This window comes from Sphingomonas sp. IC081 (assembly GCF_006874585.1).
In the GTDB taxonomy this organism is placed as follows: Bacteria; Pseudomonadota; Alphaproteobacteria; order Sphingomonadales; family Sphingomonadaceae; genus Novosphingobium.
Map to the genome: position 1 here is coordinate 595,300 of NZ_CP029761.1, position 17,785 is coordinate 613,084.

The 17,785-nt window shown below is 67.9% G+C and carries 19 protein-coding genes, 1 tRNA gene and 1 pseudogene; 8 read left to right on the forward strand and 13 right to left on the reverse strand.

Going from position 1 to position 17,785, the window contains the following annotated elements:
* Window positions 1-57 precede the first annotated feature (57 nt).
* Both DM450_RS02980 and DM450_RS02985 read right to left on the reverse strand, forming a co-directional pair.
* Window positions 58-1,587, reverse strand: coding sequence for a SulP family inorganic anion transporter (locus DM450_RS02980; RefSeq protein ID WP_142632526.1), 1,530 nt, complete (start codon window positions 1,585-1,587; stop codon window positions 58-60).
* Window positions 1,584-2,273, reverse strand: a complete 690-nt coding sequence (locus DM450_RS02985; RefSeq protein ID WP_142632527.1) for a carbonic anhydrase — start codon at window positions 2,271-2,273, stop codon at window positions 1,584-1,586. The genes DM450_RS02980 and DM450_RS02985 overlap by 4 nt, the downstream gene beginning before the upstream one ends.
* A gap of 179 nt (window positions 2,274-2,452) precedes the next feature.
* Between DM450_RS02985 and DM450_RS02990 the strand changes: the two genes are divergently transcribed.
* A complete protein-coding gene (locus tag DM450_RS02990) occupies window positions 2,453-3,025 on the forward strand; it encodes a hypothetical protein (protein WP_142632528.1) in 573 nt (190 codons plus the stop codon).
* 43 nt (window positions 3,026-3,068) lie between these two features.
* Here DM450_RS02990 and DM450_RS02995 read toward each other — a convergent pair whose 3' ends face one another.
* From DM450_RS02995 to DM450_RS03015, 5 genes are all read right to left on the reverse strand, one after another.
* The gene (locus DM450_RS02995) at window positions 3,069-4,394 is read right to left on the reverse strand and encodes an ATP-binding protein (protein ID WP_142632529.1); all 1,326 of its coding nucleotides are present in this window, start codon (window positions 4,392-4,394) and stop codon (window positions 3,069-3,071) included.
* Window positions 4,394-5,131: a response regulator transcription factor gene (locus DM450_RS03000; RefSeq protein ID WP_142632530.1), complete on the reverse strand. Its 738-nt coding sequence runs from the start codon at window positions 5,129-5,131 to the stop codon at window positions 4,394-4,396. The genes DM450_RS02995 and DM450_RS03000 overlap by 1 nt, the downstream gene beginning before the upstream one ends.
* A gap of 137 nt (window positions 5,132-5,268) precedes the next feature.
* Complete coding sequence (locus DM450_RS03005; protein WP_142632531.1) at window positions 5,269-5,889, reverse strand: hypothetical protein; 621 nt, start codon at window positions 5,887-5,889, stop codon at window positions 5,269-5,271.
* On the reverse strand, window positions 5,889-6,155 hold the full coding sequence (locus DM450_RS03010; protein ID WP_142632532.1) for a hypothetical protein: 267 nt from the start codon (window positions 6,153-6,155) through the stop codon (window positions 5,889-5,891). The genes DM450_RS03005 and DM450_RS03010 overlap by 1 nt, the downstream gene beginning before the upstream one ends.
* 208 nt (window positions 6,156-6,363) lie before the next feature.
* A tRNA-Ser gene (locus DM450_RS03015) sits at window positions 6,364-6,455 on the reverse strand.
* 312 nt (window positions 6,456-6,767) lie between these two features.
* Between DM450_RS03015 and DM450_RS03020 the strand changes: the two genes are divergently transcribed.
* The 3 genes from DM450_RS03020 to DM450_RS03030 all read left to right on the forward strand — a co-directional run bounded on the left by DM450_RS03020 (window position 6,768) and on the right by DM450_RS03030 (window position 9,610).
* Window positions 6,768-7,568 (forward strand): DUF1134 domain-containing protein, encoded by an 801-nt coding sequence (locus DM450_RS03020; protein ID WP_142632533.1) that lies wholly within the window; start codon window positions 6,768-6,770, stop codon window positions 7,566-7,568.
* Window positions 7,569-7,890: 322 nt separating this feature from the next.
* Window positions 7,891-9,069 carry an aromatic amino acid transaminase gene (locus tag DM450_RS03025; RefSeq protein ID WP_142632534.1) on the forward strand — a complete coding sequence of 393 codons (1,179 nt, stop codon included), beginning with the start codon at window positions 7,891-7,893 and terminating at the stop codon, window positions 9,067-9,069.
* A 1-nt stretch (window position 9,070) separates the two neighbouring features.
* On the forward strand, window positions 9,071-9,610 hold the full coding sequence (locus DM450_RS03030) for a GNAT family N-acetyltransferase (RefSeq protein ID WP_142632535.1): 540 nt from the start codon (window positions 9,071-9,073) through the stop codon (window positions 9,608-9,610).
* A gap of 193 nt (window positions 9,611-9,803) precedes the next feature.
* On the opposite strand, the gene DM450_RS03035 is transcribed toward DM450_RS03030, so the two are convergent.
* The 6 genes from DM450_RS03035 to DM450_RS03060 form a co-directional block, all read right to left on the reverse strand.
* On the reverse strand, window positions 9,804-10,421 hold the full coding sequence (locus DM450_RS03035) for a riboflavin synthase (protein WP_142632536.1): 618 nt from the start codon (window positions 10,419-10,421) through the stop codon (window positions 9,804-9,806).
* Window positions 10,406-11,377 carry a bifunctional diaminohydroxyphosphoribosylaminopyrimidine deaminase/5-amino-6-(5-phosphoribosylamino)uracil reductase RibD gene (ribD, locus tag DM450_RS03040; protein WP_142632537.1) on the reverse strand — a complete coding sequence of 324 codons (972 nt, stop codon included), beginning with the start codon at window positions 11,375-11,377 and terminating at the stop codon, window positions 10,406-10,408. The genes DM450_RS03035 and ribD overlap by 16 nt, the downstream gene beginning before the upstream one ends.
* Window positions 11,374-11,901, reverse strand: a complete 528-nt coding sequence (locus DM450_RS03045) for a hypothetical protein (RefSeq protein WP_260610123.1) — start codon at window positions 11,899-11,901, stop codon at window positions 11,374-11,376. The genes ribD and DM450_RS03045 overlap by 4 nt, the downstream gene beginning before the upstream one ends.
* A gap of 123 nt (window positions 11,902-12,024) precedes the next feature.
* Entirely contained in the window at window positions 12,025-12,750 is a 726-nt protein-coding gene (locus tag DM450_RS03050; protein ID WP_142632538.1) for a M48 family metallopeptidase, read from the reverse strand.
* A gap of 2 nt (window positions 12,751-12,752) precedes the next feature.
* Window positions 12,753-13,268 (reverse strand): YcgN family cysteine cluster protein, encoded by a 516-nt coding sequence (locus DM450_RS03055; RefSeq protein WP_142632539.1) that lies wholly within the window; start codon window positions 13,266-13,268, stop codon window positions 12,753-12,755.
* Between the two features lie 19 nt (window positions 13,269-13,287).
* Window positions 13,288-13,914 (reverse strand): SCO family protein, encoded by a 627-nt coding sequence (locus DM450_RS03060; protein WP_260610125.1) that lies wholly within the window; start codon window positions 13,912-13,914, stop codon window positions 13,288-13,290.
* Window positions 13,915-14,045: 131 nt separating this feature from the next.
* Between DM450_RS03060 and DM450_RS03065 the strand changes: the two genes are divergently transcribed.
* The 4 genes and pseudogenes from DM450_RS03065 (at window position 14,046) to DM450_RS03080 (ending at window position 17,719) form a co-directional block, all read left to right on the forward strand.
* The gene (locus DM450_RS03065) at window positions 14,046-14,687 is read left to right on the forward strand and encodes an ankyrin repeat domain-containing protein (protein ID WP_242526223.1); all 642 of its coding nucleotides are present in this window, start codon (window positions 14,046-14,048) and stop codon (window positions 14,685-14,687) included.
* Window positions 14,688-14,754: 67 nt separating this feature from the next.
* Entirely contained in the window at window positions 14,755-15,420 is a 666-nt protein-coding gene (locus DM450_RS03070) for a COQ9 family protein (RefSeq protein WP_142632541.1), read from the forward strand.
* Window positions 15,421-15,560: 140 nt separating this feature from the next.
* Window positions 15,561-15,788, forward strand: a pseudogene (locus DM450_RS03075) (ferrous iron transport protein A); the annotation flags it as partial.
* A gap of 86 nt (window positions 15,789-15,874) precedes the next feature.
* Window positions 15,875-17,719, forward strand: a complete 1,845-nt coding sequence (locus DM450_RS03080) for a ferrous iron transporter B (protein WP_142632543.1) — start codon at window positions 15,875-15,877, stop codon at window positions 17,717-17,719.
* Window positions 17,720-17,785 lie beyond the last annotated feature (66 nt).

A 17,785-nucleotide genomic window follows, 5' to 3' on the forward strand; every position in this document is an offset into this window, starting at 1 on the left:
AGGGGAAAGGCGAACGTGAGGGTGTTCGCCGCTCTGTCTGGTCAGATGGTCAGGCCATCAGGCTGCGATCGGCAACGGGCGCAGGATGGCTTCCGGGCCGGTCACGGTATCGGTCTGCCCGCTCTGGCGGCGGCGACCGAGCCATTCGCGGATGGTTTCCGCGGTGGTGTGATCCATCACCTTCACCTTGTGCAGGTCGAGGTGGACCGGCTTGTGGTGGGGCTGCTTCTCCAGCACCGCGTTGAGGCGGGTGAGGCCCAGGAACGTGGCGCCGCCGCCCAGTTCGAGGCGGGTGTGCTCGTCGTTGTCGTGCTCCTGCACCTTGAGGCGCAGGTTCCTGGCATGGGGCAGCAGTTCCACCAGCGTCAGGGCGAGGCCCGCCAGCACGCCGGTGAGCAGGTCGGTCGTTACCACCAGCACGAAAGTCGCCGCCCAGATCACGGCGGGGAACGCGCCGTAGGCATGGAACAGGTGACGCACGTGGCTGAGGTTCACGAGCTTCCAGCCGGTCACGACCAGCACGCCGCCCAGCGCCGCCATCGGCACTTCGCGCAGCAGCCAGGGCAGCAGGGCGATGAAGCCGAGGATCCAGACGCCGTGCAGGATCGTCGAGAGACGGGTCTTGGCACCGGCCTGGACGTTGGCCGAGCTGCGCACGATCACGCCGGTCATCGGCAGGGCGCCGAAAATGCCGCAGAGCAGGTTGCCGATGCCCTGTGCGCGCAGTTCCTTGTCGTAGTGCGTGCGCACGCCGTCATGCATGCGGTCGACCGCGGCGGCCGAGAGCAGCGTCTCGGCGCTGGCGATGAAGGCGATGGCGAGCGCCGCTACAAGCAGCGCGGGCTGTGCGAGCGGGGCGAACCAGGCGGTGGAGGTCGGCAGCGCGAAGGCGGCGCCGATCGATTCGGGCACGGCGATGCGCGCCACGTCGAGGCCCAGGCCCCAGGCGACGAGCGTTGCCGCCATCACGCCGAGCAGCGCACCCGGCACGAGGCCGAGGTTCTTCGGGCGCAGCTTTTCCCAGCCGATCATCACGCCGATGGTCAGCAGGCCGAGCATCAGCGCCAGTTCGGTGGAGGCGATGTTGGTGGGATCGAGGCCGAGGATGCGTGCGGGCATCATCGCCATGTTTTCGAGCCCGCTCGACATCGGCTTCTGGTCGAAGAGGATGTGGAACTGGCCGATCACGATCAGCGCGCCGATACCGGCGAGCATGCCGTGGACTACCGCCGGGCTGATCGCGCGGAACAGGCCGCCGAGGCGCAGCACGCCGGCAACGATCTGCAGCACGCCCGCCAGCAGCAGCACGGGGCCGAGCGCTTCGAGGCCATGCTCGCGCACGAACTCGAAGACAATGACGGCAAGGCCAGCGGCGGGGCCGCTGACCTGAAGCGGGGAGCCGGCCAGAAGGCCGACGACCAGACCGCCGATGATGCCGGTGACGAGGCCCTTTTCAGGCGGCACGCCGGAGGCGATGGCGATGCCCATGCAGAGCGGCATCGCGACCAGGAACACCACGATCGACGCGGTGAAGTCCCGGCCGAAGTGGGCAAAAAGCCCACTTCTTTCGGTGGTTACCGAGTTCACTCTGCGGCCTCGGCATATTCGGTGGCGAAGCGGGTGCGGGCGGCGAGGGCCACCGGCAGGGCGCTGTCTTCGCGCAGCGGCACGAACTGGCCGGTGTCGCCGTCGAGGCCGAGCACCTGGCCTGCGTGGATGTCCACGAACCAGCCGTGCAGGGTCATTTCACCGCGGGCGATGGCGGCGGCGACCGAGGGGTGGGTGCGCAAGTGGGCGATCTGGGCGATGATGTTCTCGAGGCTGATGGCGCGCACGCGCTCCTTGCCGTCGAGGTCGCTGTGGCAGGTGCTGACGATGTGCTCGGCAGCGGCGCCGTGCTTGAGCCATGCGGCGACGTTCGGCATGGCTTCGAGGCCGACCGGGTTGCTGAGCGCCTTCATCGCGCCGCAGTCCGAGTGGCCGCAGACGATGATGTCGCGCACGCCGAGGGCGGCGACGGCATATTCCACGGTCGAGGTCACGCCGCCGTTCTGCGTCGAGTAGGGGGGCACGATGTTGCCGGCGTTGCGGCAGACGAAGAGGTCGCCGGGCTGGGCCTGCATGATCTGCTCGGGCACGATGCGCGAATCGGCGCAGGAGATCATCAGCGCCTTGGGCTCCTGGCCTTCGGACGTCAGCTTGCCGAACAGTTCGCTGCTGGCGGGGAAGATGGTCTTCTCGAAGTGGAAGACGCGTCCAATCAGTTCGTTCACTCTCGTCACCTTTCCAAACAGGGTGCCCCGCGCTCGCCCGAAGGGGGATGGGAGAGCGGCGCGGGGCTTGAAGGAAAGGTATGGACGCTCGTTTTCGGCCATCGTGCGCGTTTGTCAGGAAATGTTGCTGCGCCGCAGCAGGCGTGTTTCTGCCGCATGGGGAGGGCAGGTAGTCCGCGTTGGCCGGACAGGAGCGGATTGCCGAAACGACGGGTGCAGGTCATGGTAAGCGGATGAGAAGACTGTCCTTCCCGTTGGCCTTTTGGGCTTGCATGGTTTCGGTGCCGTCGTTTGCGGCGGCAGCGGCGCGACCGGTATGTGATCTGCCATCGATAACGTACATCGGCGATCTTTGGCAGGTGCTCGGACAAAGAGCGGTTGAGGCCATGAATCTCGCGGGCGGCAGGCAAAGCGCTGCAACGAACGCGAGGTTGCAGCGCCTACTGGGGGAGCAGGCGGCGTTTTCCCTGGGAGGGGGCGATGTGAGGGTTCCGCTTGGCGAGGGCGTTCCGGCGATCCGGCGGATGGCGCTGGAAATGCGTGCCGATACGTTTCGCTTCCTGAACTGGGACTATATTCCGACGCCCGTGCAGAACCCTTGCGCGAGACAGGAACTGACCGTCGAATTTTTCGATAGCCGGCAGGCCCATGTCTTTCCGGTCAAGTTCACTTTCGAGAACGGGCGTATTGTCGCAGGCGACGGCTGGCGGCGATCCTTGACATCAGGCTCCATCGCGCCCGTGCAAGATTGAGCCCGTCTTGCCTGATGCTGGACCGAAACTACGGGCAGGCGATTCAGGCCGGTTCCAGCGGCAGCCGGATCGTGGCCCGTAATCCGCCCCCGGCGCGGTTGCGCAGGTCGAGGGTGCCGCCTTCGAGGCGCACCGCTTTGCGCACGATCGGCAGACCGAGGCCCATGCCGGCAGTATCCCGCGCGCGCGAACTGTCGAGGCGGACGAAAGGCTGGAGGGCGTCGGTGATGCGGTCTTCGGGAATGCCGGGGCCGTCGTCGTCGATCGTGATTTCCGCGGCGCCGCCGTCGCGCCGCAGCGAGACGCGCACATTGCCGCCGTAGTGCAGCGCATTCTCGATGAGGTTCGACAGCGCCCGCCGGATCGAGACCGGGCGGGCCATGATCTCGAGGCTCGACAGTCCCGAATAGGTCGCATTCGCGCCGCGATCCGCCGCCGTGTCGACCAGCGTTTCGGCCATGACCGCAAGGTCGATGCGTTCGGCCGGGATATTGGCGCCGCCGGTATCGACATAGGCCTGGATCGAATCGAGCAGCATCCGCATTTCCTCGATGTCGTGGTCGAGCCCCTCGCGCACTTCGGGATCGACCTCGCCGTCGTCGAGGCGCAGCCGCATGCGGGCGAGCGGGGTCTTGAGGTCGTGGCCGATCGCCAGCATCGTGTGGGTGCGGTCCTGAAGCGACTGGTGGATGCGCTCCTGCATCTCGTTCATCGCGCGGATCAGCTCGCGCATTTCCTCAGGCCCGTGTTCGGGCAGCGGCTTGGGCGGCCCGGCGCCGAGATTGCGGGTGGCGCGCACCAGCGAGCGCAGCGGGTCGAGCGCGGCGCGCAGCAGCAGCCAGGCCAGCGAGACCAGCAGCAGCGCCGGCACCAGCAGGCTGGCGAGGCGCCCGGCGGTCAGGCTCCAGGCGGCACGGGCGTGGGTGCGGAAGGACAGCAGCGAATTGTCCGGCAGGCGCAAGGAGCCGCCGATATTGCCGCGCCCGGGAATGGTTTCGAGATGGAGTTCGAGGTCGGCATGGGCGAGTTCCGGCTGGATCTCGACCACTTGCGCGCGCAAGTTGGCCAGCCCGATCGAGCCGCGATGGCGCTGCGAGGGGGGCGACCATTCGAGCACGAAACGTTTGGTGGAAAGGGCCCCGGTCACGCCGGGGCGGTCGGCCAGCGGTGCACGCTCGATCGCGCGGCTGGCCAGCACCAGGTTCTCGGCAATACGCTCGGCATCGTCGCGGCGCAGTTCGAACGAGCTGGCCCGCTCGAACAGCACCGTATTGGCAATGAAATCGATGAGGATGACCAGCAGCAGGACGGCGATCAGCCGCTCGATGAGGCCAAAACGCCGGAACAGGCGGAACCGGCGTGTCTGCATCAGGCGCGCGTGACCTCGGCCTTGAACATGTAGCCGACGCCGCGCACGGTGACGATCGGTGACTCGGCACCTTCGCCCTGCAGCTTGCGGCGCAGGCGGCTGACCAGCACGTCGACGCTGCGGTCGGAACTGTCACCCAGGCGTGCGCGCGAAAGCTCGATCAGCCGCTCGCGGCCCAGCACGCGCTGGGGGTAGGCGAGGAAAGTGGCCAGCAGGTCGAACTCGGCACCGGTGAGGTCCACCATCGCGCCGGTCGGCGAGCGCAGTTCGCGGCGCGCCATCGACAGCGTCCAGCCGTCGAACAGGATCGCGTCGGGCATGCGGCCATCGGCCACGCCGTCGGCCGCGGCGGTGTCCGGCCCGGCGCTGTTGCCGCCCCGGCGCAGCACGGCGCTGACACGCGCGGCCAGTTCGCGGGTGCTGAAGGGCTTGGCGAGATAGTCGTCCGCGCCCAGTTCAAGGCCGAGCACGCGGTCTTCCTCGCTGCCGCGGGCGCTGATGAAGATCACCGGCACGTCGCTCTCGCGGCGCAGGCGGCGGAACAGGTCGAAGCCGCTGGTGCCCGGCAGCATCACGTCGAGCACGACCAGGCTGACCGGCCCCTCGCGCAGCGTCACCCACATTTCCGCGCCGGTGGCGGCGGTGAGCACGTTGAACCCGCTCTGGCGCAAGGCGCGCGCGGTCAGGGTGCGGAGGGGGCCGTCGTCCTCGACGAGCAGGATTGTGGGCGTGGACATGGGTGCTTCGTCGAGGTGGCGATAAACGGGGGCGACACTCTGGATCATGATCTCGTCGTCAGCTGATGTAGGGGGGAGGGCGGCGATTGGCAAATCCAGGGTAGTGGGAAACGGAGCGATTTGCGTTTCCCATCCCTTTAGTCGGTTCCTCGCGGCGGCTGCAGTGCGGCAACCGCGTCGGAAATTCCGGCGGCTTCGTCCGGATGCATCGAGGCTTGGAACGTGCGGCCGATCGTGTCGTGCAAGGCAAGCCTGGTCGGCGAGGGGCTGGCGGCCATGCGCGCGACGGTGCCGGCCGGCACGTCGAAGGCATAATGGACACGGGTGGTGCAGGCGGTGACCAGCGCGTCCTGCGTGGGGCAGCGCTCCGCCTGGCGCTCGACCTGGGCGAGCGGCAGTGCCGCGCTCGTTCGGGGGGCGTCGCCGTCGATGCCGAGGGCAAGGCCGGTCATGTCGCGGGCCAGCCCGGCATGGGTCACTTCCTGCCAGAGCTGCCAGCGCACCGCGCCGCTTTCGCGGTCGACATGGGCGCGCAGATGGGCGGGGCCGATCTCGACGCTGCCCGCCGCCGCCCGGCCATGGCCGCGCTTGCCTGCCTTGTGGGTGGTGGCAAGGACATGCGGCAGGGCCGGGTCGTCGATGACCGCGGCCGGGCTTGCGGCGGGCGCGAGCTCGCGCGCCGCCGCTTCACCCGCGAGCAGGAGCGCGGGCAGGCCGAGAATGCCGATCACGCCGGCCATGCCCGCGCGTAGCGGCATCAGCGCGCGCCCTCGTTGGCGGCGAGCTGGGTGCCATCGCTCTGCGCGGCTGCCTTGGCGTCGGCCTGCAGCGCGCGGTGGCGGCAGTCGCGGCCCTTCGACGGTTCGGGGTGGCAGGCCACGCGCGCGGCGGCGGTACGCTTGGCCTTGGGGGCGGAAACGGCGGGATGGCCCTTGAGGTGGGCGATGGTCTCGTTGGCGATCGCGGCGCCGGGCAGGGCGAGCGAGAGCGAGGCGATAGCGGCGAGAACGGGGAACTTGGTCACTTTCAGGTCTCCATAGACTGGCAATGGACCTGAATGTGAGGACGCTCCGTGTCCTGCTTTGTGCGGCTCTGTAACGAAGTATTGCCAGCGCGAAACTATTGGAAACGGTTCAGCAACACACGTGCGCAGACATGGCTTTTGCGTTCCCCGCGAGGGGTTTGCTCTTGCTTGTCTGTATGAAGGGAAAAGGCTGAAACCGAAAGCCGCATGGCGGAGACGGAGGGATTCGAACCCTCGGTACCCCCTTAAGAGTACGACGGTTTAGCAAACCGCTGGTTTCAGCCACTCACCCACGTCTCCGTGCTGCGGCTAGGAGGCGCCCTATAACGAGGGCTTCGGGGTCGGGCAAGGGGCATGTCGCTGGATTTGCGCATTTGCCGATCCGCTCCGGAAAATGCCTGTGGACTGTTTTGGTCTACGGATTGTTTCGGCGGCGCTCAGGCCCGATTCGATCCGTCGCGAAACGGACTCGCCCTGCCGACCGTTCATTGCAGGGTCAGGCGGGGTGCACTCTGCTAGCGTCCTGCCGCAATGCGCCGCCCCCCGGCGCGTGCGGAGCCCGAATTCGGGCGCGGGATCGCATCAATCGGATTACTCAGGGGAGCGAGGGAAATGACAGTCGAAACGCCAGCTAAAGGACGCCGCCTGCGTATCGGCATGGGGATCGCCATGATGGTGGCAGGGCTTGCCGCGCCGCTGGGCTCCGCCATGGCGCAAGTGACGACGGTCGATCCCGACGCGGCGATCGATTCCGACATCGGCACGCCGCCGACCACGTATTCCCATACGCCGCAGGTGCCCGAGCAGGCCCCGGTGGACAGCCAGGGCAACGGCATGCCGGTCGATCAGGGGCCGGTGCCGGTTCAACCGATCCCGACGACGCCCGCGCCTGTCGGCCCCAATGGCGCCCCGGTGGCGGCGGACAGTTCCAGCACCTATCACGAGGATGACCTGATCGGGGCTGCCGAAGGCGTGTTCGGCAAGGGCGCCAAGGGCCTTGCGGACCTGATCAAGGATCTGCTGGCCAAGCAGGGCGAGCCCAACGGCTACATCGTCGGCCGCGAGGCCGGCGGCGCGCTGGCAGTCGGGCTGCGTTACGGTTCTGGCACGCTCTATCACAAGATCGAGGGCGAGCAGCCGGTCTACTGGACCGGCCCCTCGATCGGTTTCGACGCGGGCGCCAATGCGGGCAATGCCTTCGTGCTGGTCTACAACCTCTACGACAGCGAGGATCTCTACCACCGATTCGGCGCGGGCGAGGGGCAGGCCTATCTGATCGGCGGCTTCACCGTCAGCTATCTGCGCCGCGGCAACGTGGTGCTGATCCCGGTACGTGCGGGCGCGGGACTGCGTCTCGGCGCGAACATCGGCTACATGAAGTTCTCGCACAAGCAGAACTGGCTGCCGTTTTAATCCGGGCTAGAGCAGTTTCCGATCCGATTGCATCGGATCAACTGCTCTATGGTTTTGGTTTTACGCGTTTTCCAATCAGGTGAATCCACCTGATTGGAAAACGACCTGGCGCCCGAGCTCCCACCCGACCTCCCATCCAGGATACACCGTCATGGGAGGTCGGGTGGGGAGCGTGGGGCGGTGCCGCAGGCGTATTCCGGCCAAGAAAGTTGCTTCGCGCCATCGGTTTTGTGGCCGTTGCACCACTGCGCGGGCTGCTTGCGGTAATTCCCTGTCAATCCCGGTTGCGCGGGCGGACGGTGCGGAGTAAGGCCCGCCCGCCATGCTTACGAACCTTCAGCAACAGCCCGCCGACGCGCTTCTTGCGCTGATCAAGCTCCACAACGACGATCCGCGCGCGGACAAGATCGACCTTGGTGTCGGCGTCTACCGCACCGGTGAGGGCGACACTCCGGTGTTCCGCTCGATCAAGGCCGCCGAGGCCAAACTCGTCGCCGAGCAGGATTCGAAAGCCTACCTCGGTCCCGAGGGCGACATGGGCTTTGTCGAAGCGCTGATGCCTTATGTGTTCGGTAAGGCCGACCCGTCGATGGGCGGCCGCATCGAGGGCATGCAGACCCCCGGCGGCACCGGCTCGCTGCGCCTCGCGCTCGCCATGGTGAAGCGCGCTGGCTACAAGCGCATCATCGTCGGCGTTCCCAGCTGGCCCAACCACGCCCAGATCTGCGCCGACCTCGGCCTTGAAGTCGTTGAATTCAATCACGCGCTCGCTTCGGGCACCACCGACATGGACGCGCTGCGCGCCGCCATCGCCGATGCCCGCGAAGGCGATGCCATCCTGCTGCACGGCTGCTGCCACAACCCCACCGGCATCGATTACAGCAACGCGCAGTGGGACGAGATCGCCGGCCTGATCGCCGCTGCGAAGATCCTGCCGATCCTCGACCTCGCCTACCAGGGCCTGGGCAAGGGCATGGAAGAAGACGCCTATGGCCTGCGCCGCGTGCTCGCCGCCGTGCCGGAAGCGCTGATCTGCTATTCGTGCGACAAGAACTTCGGCCTCTACCGTGACCGCGTCGGCGCGCTCTACGCGATGGTTGGCGATCCGGCCGACCTCGCCCGCGTGATGTCGAACGGCCACAACCTCGCCCGCGCCAACTGGTCGCAGCCGCCAGACCACGGCGGCGCCGCTGTCCGCCTCGTCCTCGAAGACGAGACGCTGACCGCCGACTGGCTCGCCGAGCTCGACGAGATGCGCGAGCGCATGCGCGAAGTGCGCGCCAAGCTGGCTGCTGCCGGCACCGCCGGTTCGGCCGACCTGACGCCGATGGGCGGCCAGAACGGCCTGTTCTCGATCGTGCCGCTGAACAAGGACCAGGTCCTTGCCATGCGCACCAAGCACGGCGTCTACATGGCAGGGTCTGGCCGCATCAACGTGGCGGGCCTGACGATGGGCAACATCGACAAGTTCATCGCCGCTGTCGCCGACGTGACGGCCTGAGATGGATCGTCAGCCGGTCCTCGAAGGGGACCGGCTGGTCCTGCGTCCCCTTCGTTCAGACGATTGGGACGCACTCTACGCGGTAGCCTCCGACCGCGAGATCTGGGCGGTTCACCCCGCCCACGATCGCTGGCAGGAACCGGTGTTCCGCCAGTTCTTTGCCGACGCTCTGGAGGGCGGCGGCGCTTTTGCCATTATCGACCAGCAGAGCGGGGCCGTGATCGGCTCCAGCCGCTATGGCCCGCCCGAGGGCGACGAGATCGAGATCGGCTGGACTTTCCTTGCTCGTGCCCACTGGGGCGGCGGTTTCAACGCCGAGATGAAGCGCCTGATGCTGGCCCACGCGCTCACGCATTTTGAGCGGGTGATCTTCAAGGTCGGCGCGCAGAACGTGATCTCGCGCAAGGCCATGGAGCATATCGGCGGGCGGCTGACCGACCGCTCGTTCGAGCGCGAGACTTGCGGTGTGGTGGGCGTGCATGTGATCTATGAGATCACGCGCGAGAGTTTCGCGGCGGGGCCTTTGAAGAACAAGGGATAGAGCAGGGGGTTAATACCCCCTGCACCCCCAATACCGTCTGCGTTGCGCGCGCGGATTCGGGGCGCGCTCCTTGCGGCGCAGCCAATATGTCTCCCGGCGCAGCCATGGGCGCGCAGGGGATAGCGCGGGGCACCACGAAGACGGTACTGGGGGTGCAGGGGGCTATGCTCCCCTGCTTTTACTCTTCAATCCTTCACCCCCGCAGCGACTGCATCCGCTGCAGATACCGCGCCAGCACGTCGATTTCGAGGTTCACCCCGTCGCCCGCCTTGAGCGCGCCGATGGTGGTGACTTCGGCGGTGTGCGGGATGATGTTGAGCATGAAGTGGCAGCTGCCGTCGCTCTGGTCGGCGACGTCGTTCACGGTCAGCGAGACGCCGTCCACCGTGATCGAGCCCTTGGGGGCGAGGTAGGGCGCCAGTTCTGCCGGAGCGGCGATCACGAAGCGCAGCGAATCGCCTTCGGGCGTGATGCTGGCCACGGTGCCGACGCCGTCGACATGGCCGGTGACGATGTGTCCGCCCAGTTCGTCGCCCAGCTTGAGCGCCTGTTCGAGGTTCAGCGAGGTGCCTTCGGTCCAGCGTCCGGGGACGGTGCGCGCGACCGATTCGGCGGAAATCTGCACCGCGAACCAGGCATCGCCTTCGCGGCCGCCTTTGTCGATGACGGTGAGGCACACGCCCGAGCAGGCGATCGAGGCGCCCATGGCGATCCCGGCAGGGTCCCAGGGGCAGGTGATGACGGCGCGCAGGTCGCCCGACTGGCGGGCTTCGCGGATCTGGCCGACGGCGGTGACTATTCCGGTGAACATAGGCTGCTTTCGTAGACTTCGAGGGTGTCGCTGCCAAGCCGCCGCCGCGTGGTCAGCGACCAGCGGCCGTGGGCATCGGCAAGGCGGGCGAGGCCGTAGTCACCGAGCGCCGGGCGGCCGCCGACCAGGATCGGCGCGCGGTAGAGCAGCAGGCGATCGACCAGTCCGGCGGCGAGGAAGGCCGTGGCGGTGACCGCGCCGCCCTCGACAAAGAGGTGCTGCACGCCTTCCATCGAGGTAATCGCCTCGGGCGAGGGCAGGGCGCGCCAGCCGTCGGGCGCTGCGCCGCGGGTCAGCACCCAGCGTTCGGGGCTGCGCGCGGCAAGGCCGGGCAGGCGCACGTCGAGGCGCGGGTTGTCCGCCCGCAGGGTGCCGCCGCCGACCAGGATGGCATCGGCTTTGGCGCGCATGGCGTGGGTGTGGGCGCGGGCCTGGGGCCCGGTGATCCACTGGCTCTCGCCGTTCGCCATGGCCATGCAGCCGTCGAGCGAGAGCGCCAGCTTCAGCGTCACTTCGGGGCGGCCGAGGCGCTTGGAAACGAGGTAGCCGGACAGGCTGCGCGTGCAGGCGGGCGAGGGCAGGTACTCGGCCTCGATCCCGGCCGCGCGGATGCGGGCGAGGCCTTCGCCGGAGGTGCGCGGATCGGGGTCCATGCAGCCGATCACCACGCGCGCCACGCCCGACGCGCAGACAAGGTCGGCGCAGGCGGGGCCGCGGGCGGACTGGTGGGCGCAGGGTTCGAGAGTGACGTAGAGCGCGGCGCCGTGCGCCGCCTCGCCGGCGGCGGCGAGGGCCACGGCTTCGGCATGGGGGCGACCGCCCGGCTGGGTCCAGCCGCGTGCGATGACTTTGCCATGCTTGACCAGAAGCGCGCCGACGCCCGGATTGGGGCGGCTCAGCGGTCGCGCCCGCGCGGCCAGCGCCGCGGCCGCCGCGAGCCAGCGGGCGTCGCTCACTGCTGTTGCTGGGTCTGGGATTGTGCTGACGCGTCGGACGCGGCCGGTTGTTCGTCGTACTTGGGCATCGTCACGCCTTCGGGCAGCTTCGGCGCGCCGATGCGCTTGGCCTCGGCGGCCTTGCGGGCGGCTTCGTCGGCCTCGGCCTCGCGCGCGATCTTGTCCACGTCCATCCCCGAATAGCGGCCGATCACCTTGTACATCTCGCGCACGTCCTTGTCGCGGCGGGCGAGTTCGGCGGCCCAGGCTTCCTTGCGCTTCTGGTTGTCGAGGTTGGAGGCCATGATCTCCGCATCGCTGCGGTGTTCGGGCAGCACGGTGATCCAGGTCACCTTGGGCGGCAGGTGCGGGCCCTTGGCCTCCTGGTTCACCATCAGGTAGAACACGCCGAAAGTGCAGGCGGCCGAAACCGCGGCGATGCGCCAGCGGTTATGCCCGGCCTGCTTCCAGACCGCGCGGAAATCCGCGATCATGCCGACGGGATTGACGTCTTTCCAGTATCCGGTGCGCTTCAGTAGACCCATGGGCCGCTATGTAGGCGTTTAAGTGCTGTTTGAAAATCCGCCGTGGGCGGATTTTAGCGGCACCGGCCCACTGCCCCAAACTCGTCACGGATGTGACGAGCCCATCAAACAAAAGACAGAACGCTACCCGAAGGGTACATAGAGACTGCGGCCCTTTTCCTTCAGCCAGCGATTGGCCGAAGGCACGCTGCCTTCGAAGATTTTTGCCAGGAAGGCATGGAACGCGGGCGAGTGATCGAAGTGGACCAGATGCGCCACTTCATGGGCGACGACCGAGCGGCGCACCGAATCGGGGGCCATGATGAGCCGCCAGTTGATGCGGATCGAGCCGTCCGCCGCGCAGGAGCCCCAGCGGCGATTGGCGCTCGACAGCGCGAGCGCGGGCACGGCTTGCCCGGCCACGGCACAGTAATGCTCCAGATCGTCCGCCAGCAGCGTGCGCGCCTCGGTTTCCAGCCAGCGCTTGAGCCGGGCGGGCAGCGAGGATTCCGGGCCGCCTACCAGCAACTCGCCATCATCGGGCACCGGGCGGCGAGGGTAGGCGGCGTCGTGGCGCAGGACCAGCACCTCGCCCCGGAAGGAAAGGGGGGTGCCGTCGGCCAGCGGCCGTGCCTCGGGTAGCGCCTCGATCTGGATCGCCAGCCAGGACCGCTTGGACTGGGCGAAGGCGACGGCATCCTCGGTGCGGGTCCAGCGCGGGACCGAGATGCGGATCTCGCTGCCGTCGGGGGCGAGCCGCATGGTCATGCGCCGGGCATTGGCAAGGCGGCGGATCAGGATGGGCACTTGCCGTCCGGCGATCTCGACCACCGGGTCCTCGTCGGGAGCGCGGCGCAGCCAGTCGAGCACGCCTATCGGCTCTCCTGTTCGCCGGCCCAGGGGGCGGGGCCCTCGGCCTCGATCTCCCAGTCCTCCATCTCGTCCTCGCCATAGGGCCAGACGATGTGGTTCTCGAGCGGGCCCGCCACCGTCTCGCTGATCGCCTTGCCGGCGACGGACATGCCCGCCGCGTGCACGGAATTGCGGTCGCCGCTGACGAGATAGTGCCATTCGGGCAGCGGATCTCCGTCCGCGCGCAGACGGTAGGCGCAGCTTGGCGGCAGCCACGAGAGCCTGCCCGCCGATTCCGGGGTGAGCTTGAGGCAATCGGGCACGACCTTGCGGCGCCCCGGATAGTCGCTGCACTGCGCGGTCTTGAGGTTCAGCAGCTTGCAGGCGACATTGGTGTGGTAGATCTCGCCGGTGTCGGCATCTTCCACCTTGTGCAGGCAGCACTGTCCGCAGCCGTCGCACAGGGCTTCCCACTCGCCGCGGTCGAGGGTGTGGAGCGGCCGCTCCCAGAAGGGTCGTTCCCCGTTCGTCGTCATGATGGCGCGAATTCTACGCTCAGTTCACCCATTTGGCGAGTTCGCCGGCCACTGCCTCGGGGCCCTTGTCCACCGGAAGCATGGCGATCGGCTTGCCGTCCGGGTCCATCAGGTAGGCGATGCGGCTGTGGTCCATCAGGTATCCGCCGGGCGTGTTCTCGCCCTTCTTGTAGTAGACCGCGAAGGCATCGGCGGCCTGCTTGACCTGCGCGGCGCTGCCGGTGAGGCCGAGCAGGCGCGGGCCGAAGGCGCCGGACCACTGGCCGACGATCTCGGGCGTGTCGCGCGCGGGATCGATGGTGACGAAGATCGGCTGCACCTTGGCGGCGGCGGCCGCATGGTCCCTGGTGAAGAGCGCAAAGCCCTTCATCATCGCCTGGACGTCCATCGGGCAGGCATCCGGGCAGAAAGTATAGCCGAAGTAGACGATGCGCCACTGGCCCTTGAACGAATCCCAGGTATGCGGTTTGCCGGCCTTGTCGAAGAGCGTGAACGGCCCGCCGATTTCCGCGCCCTCGAGCGGCGGATGCTCCTCGCGGCCCTGTCCGCAGGACGCCAGCGGCACGGCGCAGGCCAGGGCCAGGCCCAGCATGGGCGCGGATGTGGAAACGGCAAGCAGCCGGCGAAACGGGGAAAGGTAGGTCATGGCGCCGCGCTTCATGCTCTGCTAGAGCCGCGCGTGCAAGGGTGCGATTTGACGGCGCATCGGGGCTGGCGTCGGAGACGGACGGGCCGCCCGGACGGCGCCGTGGACCCAGTCTGGAAGGATAATCAAACGTGTCGAAGACGATCTCCGGGAACGCCACAGGGTTTTCGCGCCGGATCCTCGCTGCGGGGCTGGCTGCACTCGCGGCGGGCATGACGCTCGCCTCGCCTGCCCATGCCGATTACTCGGAAGGCTACAAGTTCCTCGAATCGGTCAAGAAGAAGGAAGGCGAAAAGGTCGAGAAGGCGCTGATGGAGAACAGCCAGATCGTCAACGCCAAGGACGTGACGACCGGCGAGACCGGCCTGCACATCGTCACCCAGCGCCGCGACCTCACCTGGCTGGCCTACCTCATCGGCAAGGGCGCCAACGTGAATGCGTCGGACGACCATGGCCGCACCCCGCTGCAGCTGGCCGTCAGCCTCGGCTGGCGCGAAGGCGTGGCGCAGCTGCTCGATGCCAAGGCCCAGCCCGATCCGACCAACGACGCGGGCGAGACGCCGTTGATCTTCGCGGTGCACCGCAAGGACGTCGACATGGTCAAGACCCTGCTCCAGGCCGGTGCCAGCGCCGATCGCGCCGACAACTCGGGTCGCAGCGCGCGCGAGTATGCCAATGTCGAGGCGGGCAAGACCAGCCAGCTGGCGCAAGTGATCGAGCAGTTCGGCGCCAAGGGCAGCAAGCCCAAGGCGGTTTACGGACCCGTGATGTAACCGTGGGGCACCACGCCGTGGCGGAATACTGGCCGGCCGGATGGTGCCGGCGCGAAGGAACAGAGTGATGGAAGAACCTCAGACGCTGGAGGCGCTGCGGCGCCAGCTTGCCCCGGCCATCGCCGATGCCGCGGCATTCGACGGCTGGAGCGTGAAGGCGGTGGACGAGGCCGCGCGCCTCGCCGGGGTCGATCCCGAACTGGCCCGTTATGCCTTCGCGGAAGGCCAGATGGCGATGATCTCGGCGTGGATCGCCCATGTCGATGCCGAGATGGCGCGCAGCGTCCCGGCGGCCTCGCTGGCCGGACTGCCGATTCGCGAGCGGATCCGCCGTCTCGTCATGGCCCGGCTCGATGCCGTGGCCGGACGCGAGGAAGCGCTCAGCCGGGCGCTGGCGGTCATGGCGATGCCGCGCAACGTGCTCGCCGCCACGCGCCTGGGCTGGCACAGCGCGGATGCCATGTGGCGTCTCGCCGGCGATACCGCCACCGATTACAACCACTATACCAAGCGGGCGATCCTCGGCGCGATCTATGCCGCCACGCTCAAGGTCTTTGCCAGCGACACCAGCGAGGATGCGGTCGGCCCCAAGGCCGAGACCCGCGCGTTCCTCGACCGCCGGATCGAGGGCATCATGCGTTTCGAGAAGGCCAAGGCGCAATGGCTGCGCCCGAGCGAGGAGCGGATCAGCCTGGTGCGGCTGATGGGGCGCCTGCGCTATCCGGCGCGCTGATCCGCTGGCGGTGGCCTTGTGCTGCCGGGTTTCGCTGTTTCCTGCCTTTTCGATTGCAGGAATAGCGACAGACATGTCCGGTTAAGCGGGCTATTGCGAACAAGTTGCAATTGAATCGGTAATCTGGCAGCGCAGCCCGCATGACTCTCGACCAGCTTCCTATCGGCCAGTACGCCCGCATCGTTTCGGTGGACTGGAATGCCCTCGTTGAAGAGGAGGCGCGCCGCCTGCGCGCGCTCGGGCTAGAGGAGGGCGCGCGGGTCTCGATCGCGCATCGCGGGATCTTTGTCGGCCGTGACCCGGTCGCCATTGCCATCGGCCGCATGATCGTGGCGGTGCGCCGCGCCCACGCCCGCGCGATGACCGTGCTGCCGCTCGACAAGGTCCAGGCCGAACCCGAAACCGATGAGGCCGCCGTCGCTGCCGGCACGCCCACCAGTTCAGGAGTGGCCGCATGAGCCGCCAGCGCAAGGTCGCCCTCGTCGGCAATCCCAATGCGGGCAAGAGCGCGCTGTTCAACGCCCTGACCGGCGCGCGCCAGAAGATCGCGAACTATCCCGGCGTCACCGTGGAGCGCAAGTCCGGCCGCCTGGTGCTGCCGACCGGCGAACCGGTGGAGATGACCGACCTGCCGGGCGCCTACAGCCTCGATGCCACCAGCCCCGACGAGGAAGTGACCGCCAAGGTCATCGCCGGCCAGTTCACCGGCGAGGCCGCGCCCGACGTGCTGGTGGTGGTGCTCGACGCCTCCAACCTCGAACAGCACCTCGTCTTTGCGCAGGAAGTGCTGGCGCTGGGCAAGCCGACCGTCGTCGCGCTCAACATGGTCGATCTTGCCGAGCGGGACGGGCTGGTGATCGACCCTGCCGTGCTGCAGGAAGAACTGGGCGTGCGGGTCGTCTCGACCGTCGCCGTGCGCCGCCGCGGTCTTGTCGAACTGGCCGAGGCGATCGCGTCCGCCGAAACCCGCCATCCCGGCCCCGGCCTCACCGCGCTCGGCGCCACCGAGCGCCGCGTGGCCGCCCATGCCATGGCCGATGCGGCGATCCTCTCCGAATCGAAGCGCCACCGCCTCCATGCCCGGCTCGACAAGGTGCTGCTGCACCCCTGGCTCGGCTTCCTGATCATGATGGGCGTGTTCTTCGTGATGTTCCAGGCGGTGTTCGCCTGGGCGACGCCTTTCGCCGATGCCCTCGATGCCAGCGCGAGCTGGCTGCACGACAGCGTCAAGGCGGCGCTTCCCGCCGGCCTGCTGCGCGATCTGCTGACCGACGGGGTGATCGCGGGCGTGGGTGCGGTCGTGGTGTTCCTGCCGCAGATCGTCATCCTCTTCGCCTTCATCCTGGCGCTGGAGGCCTCGGGCTACATGGCCCGCGCCGCCTTCCTGATGGACCGGCTGATGTCGTTTGTCGGCCTGTCCGGCCGCAGCTTCATTCCGCTGCTGTCGAGCTTCGCCTGCGCCATTCCCGGCATCATGGCGACCCGCTCGATCACCGATCCCAAGGACCGGCTGACGACGATCCTGGTCGCCCCGATGATGACCTGTTCGGCGCGCCTGCCGGTCTATGCGGTGATCATCGGCGCCTTCATCCCCAACACGGCCGTGGGCGGCGGCGTGCATCTCCAGGGGCTGGTGCTGTTCTCGCTCTACGTCGCGGGCATCGTCGGGGCCATGGTGGTGGCGCTGGTGCTGCGCAGTACGGTCACCAAGGGCGCGGCTTCGGGCTTCATCATGGAACTGCCCAAGTACCAGCTGCCCCGCCTCAAGGACATGGCGATCGGCCTGTGGCAGCGCGCCTGGATCTTCCTGCGCCGCGCCGGCACGATCATCTTCACCGTCACCGTGGTGCTCTGGGTGCTGCTGAACTTCCCGCAGGCGAAGCCCGGCGAGAGCCAGGTCGATGCCTCGATCGCGGGCAAGATCGCCAATGGCCTTGCCGTGGTGGTGGAGCCGATCGGCTTCAACCGCGACATGGCGCTGGCGCTGATCCCGGCCATGGCCGCGCGCGAGGTGGCGGTCTCGTCGCTGGCGACGACTTACGCGGTGGACGCGGGCGATAACGAGGACAAGCAGGCCGTCGAACTGGGTGACCGGCTGAAGGGCCGCTGGACCCTGCCGATGGCGCTGGCGTTCCTGGCGTGGTTCGTCTTCGCGCCGCAGTGCATGTCCACCATCGCCGTCACCCGGCGCGAGACCAACGGCTGGAAGTGGCCGGCCTTCATGCTCGCCTACCTGTTCGGCCTGGCCTACATCGCGGCGGGGGCGACCTACTGGATCGCGGTGAGCGCGGGGCTCTAGGCGGCGTGGACAAATTCCTCGAGGTCACGATAGCCCCCATGTGCCCCCCGGCGAGGCGCGCGGACG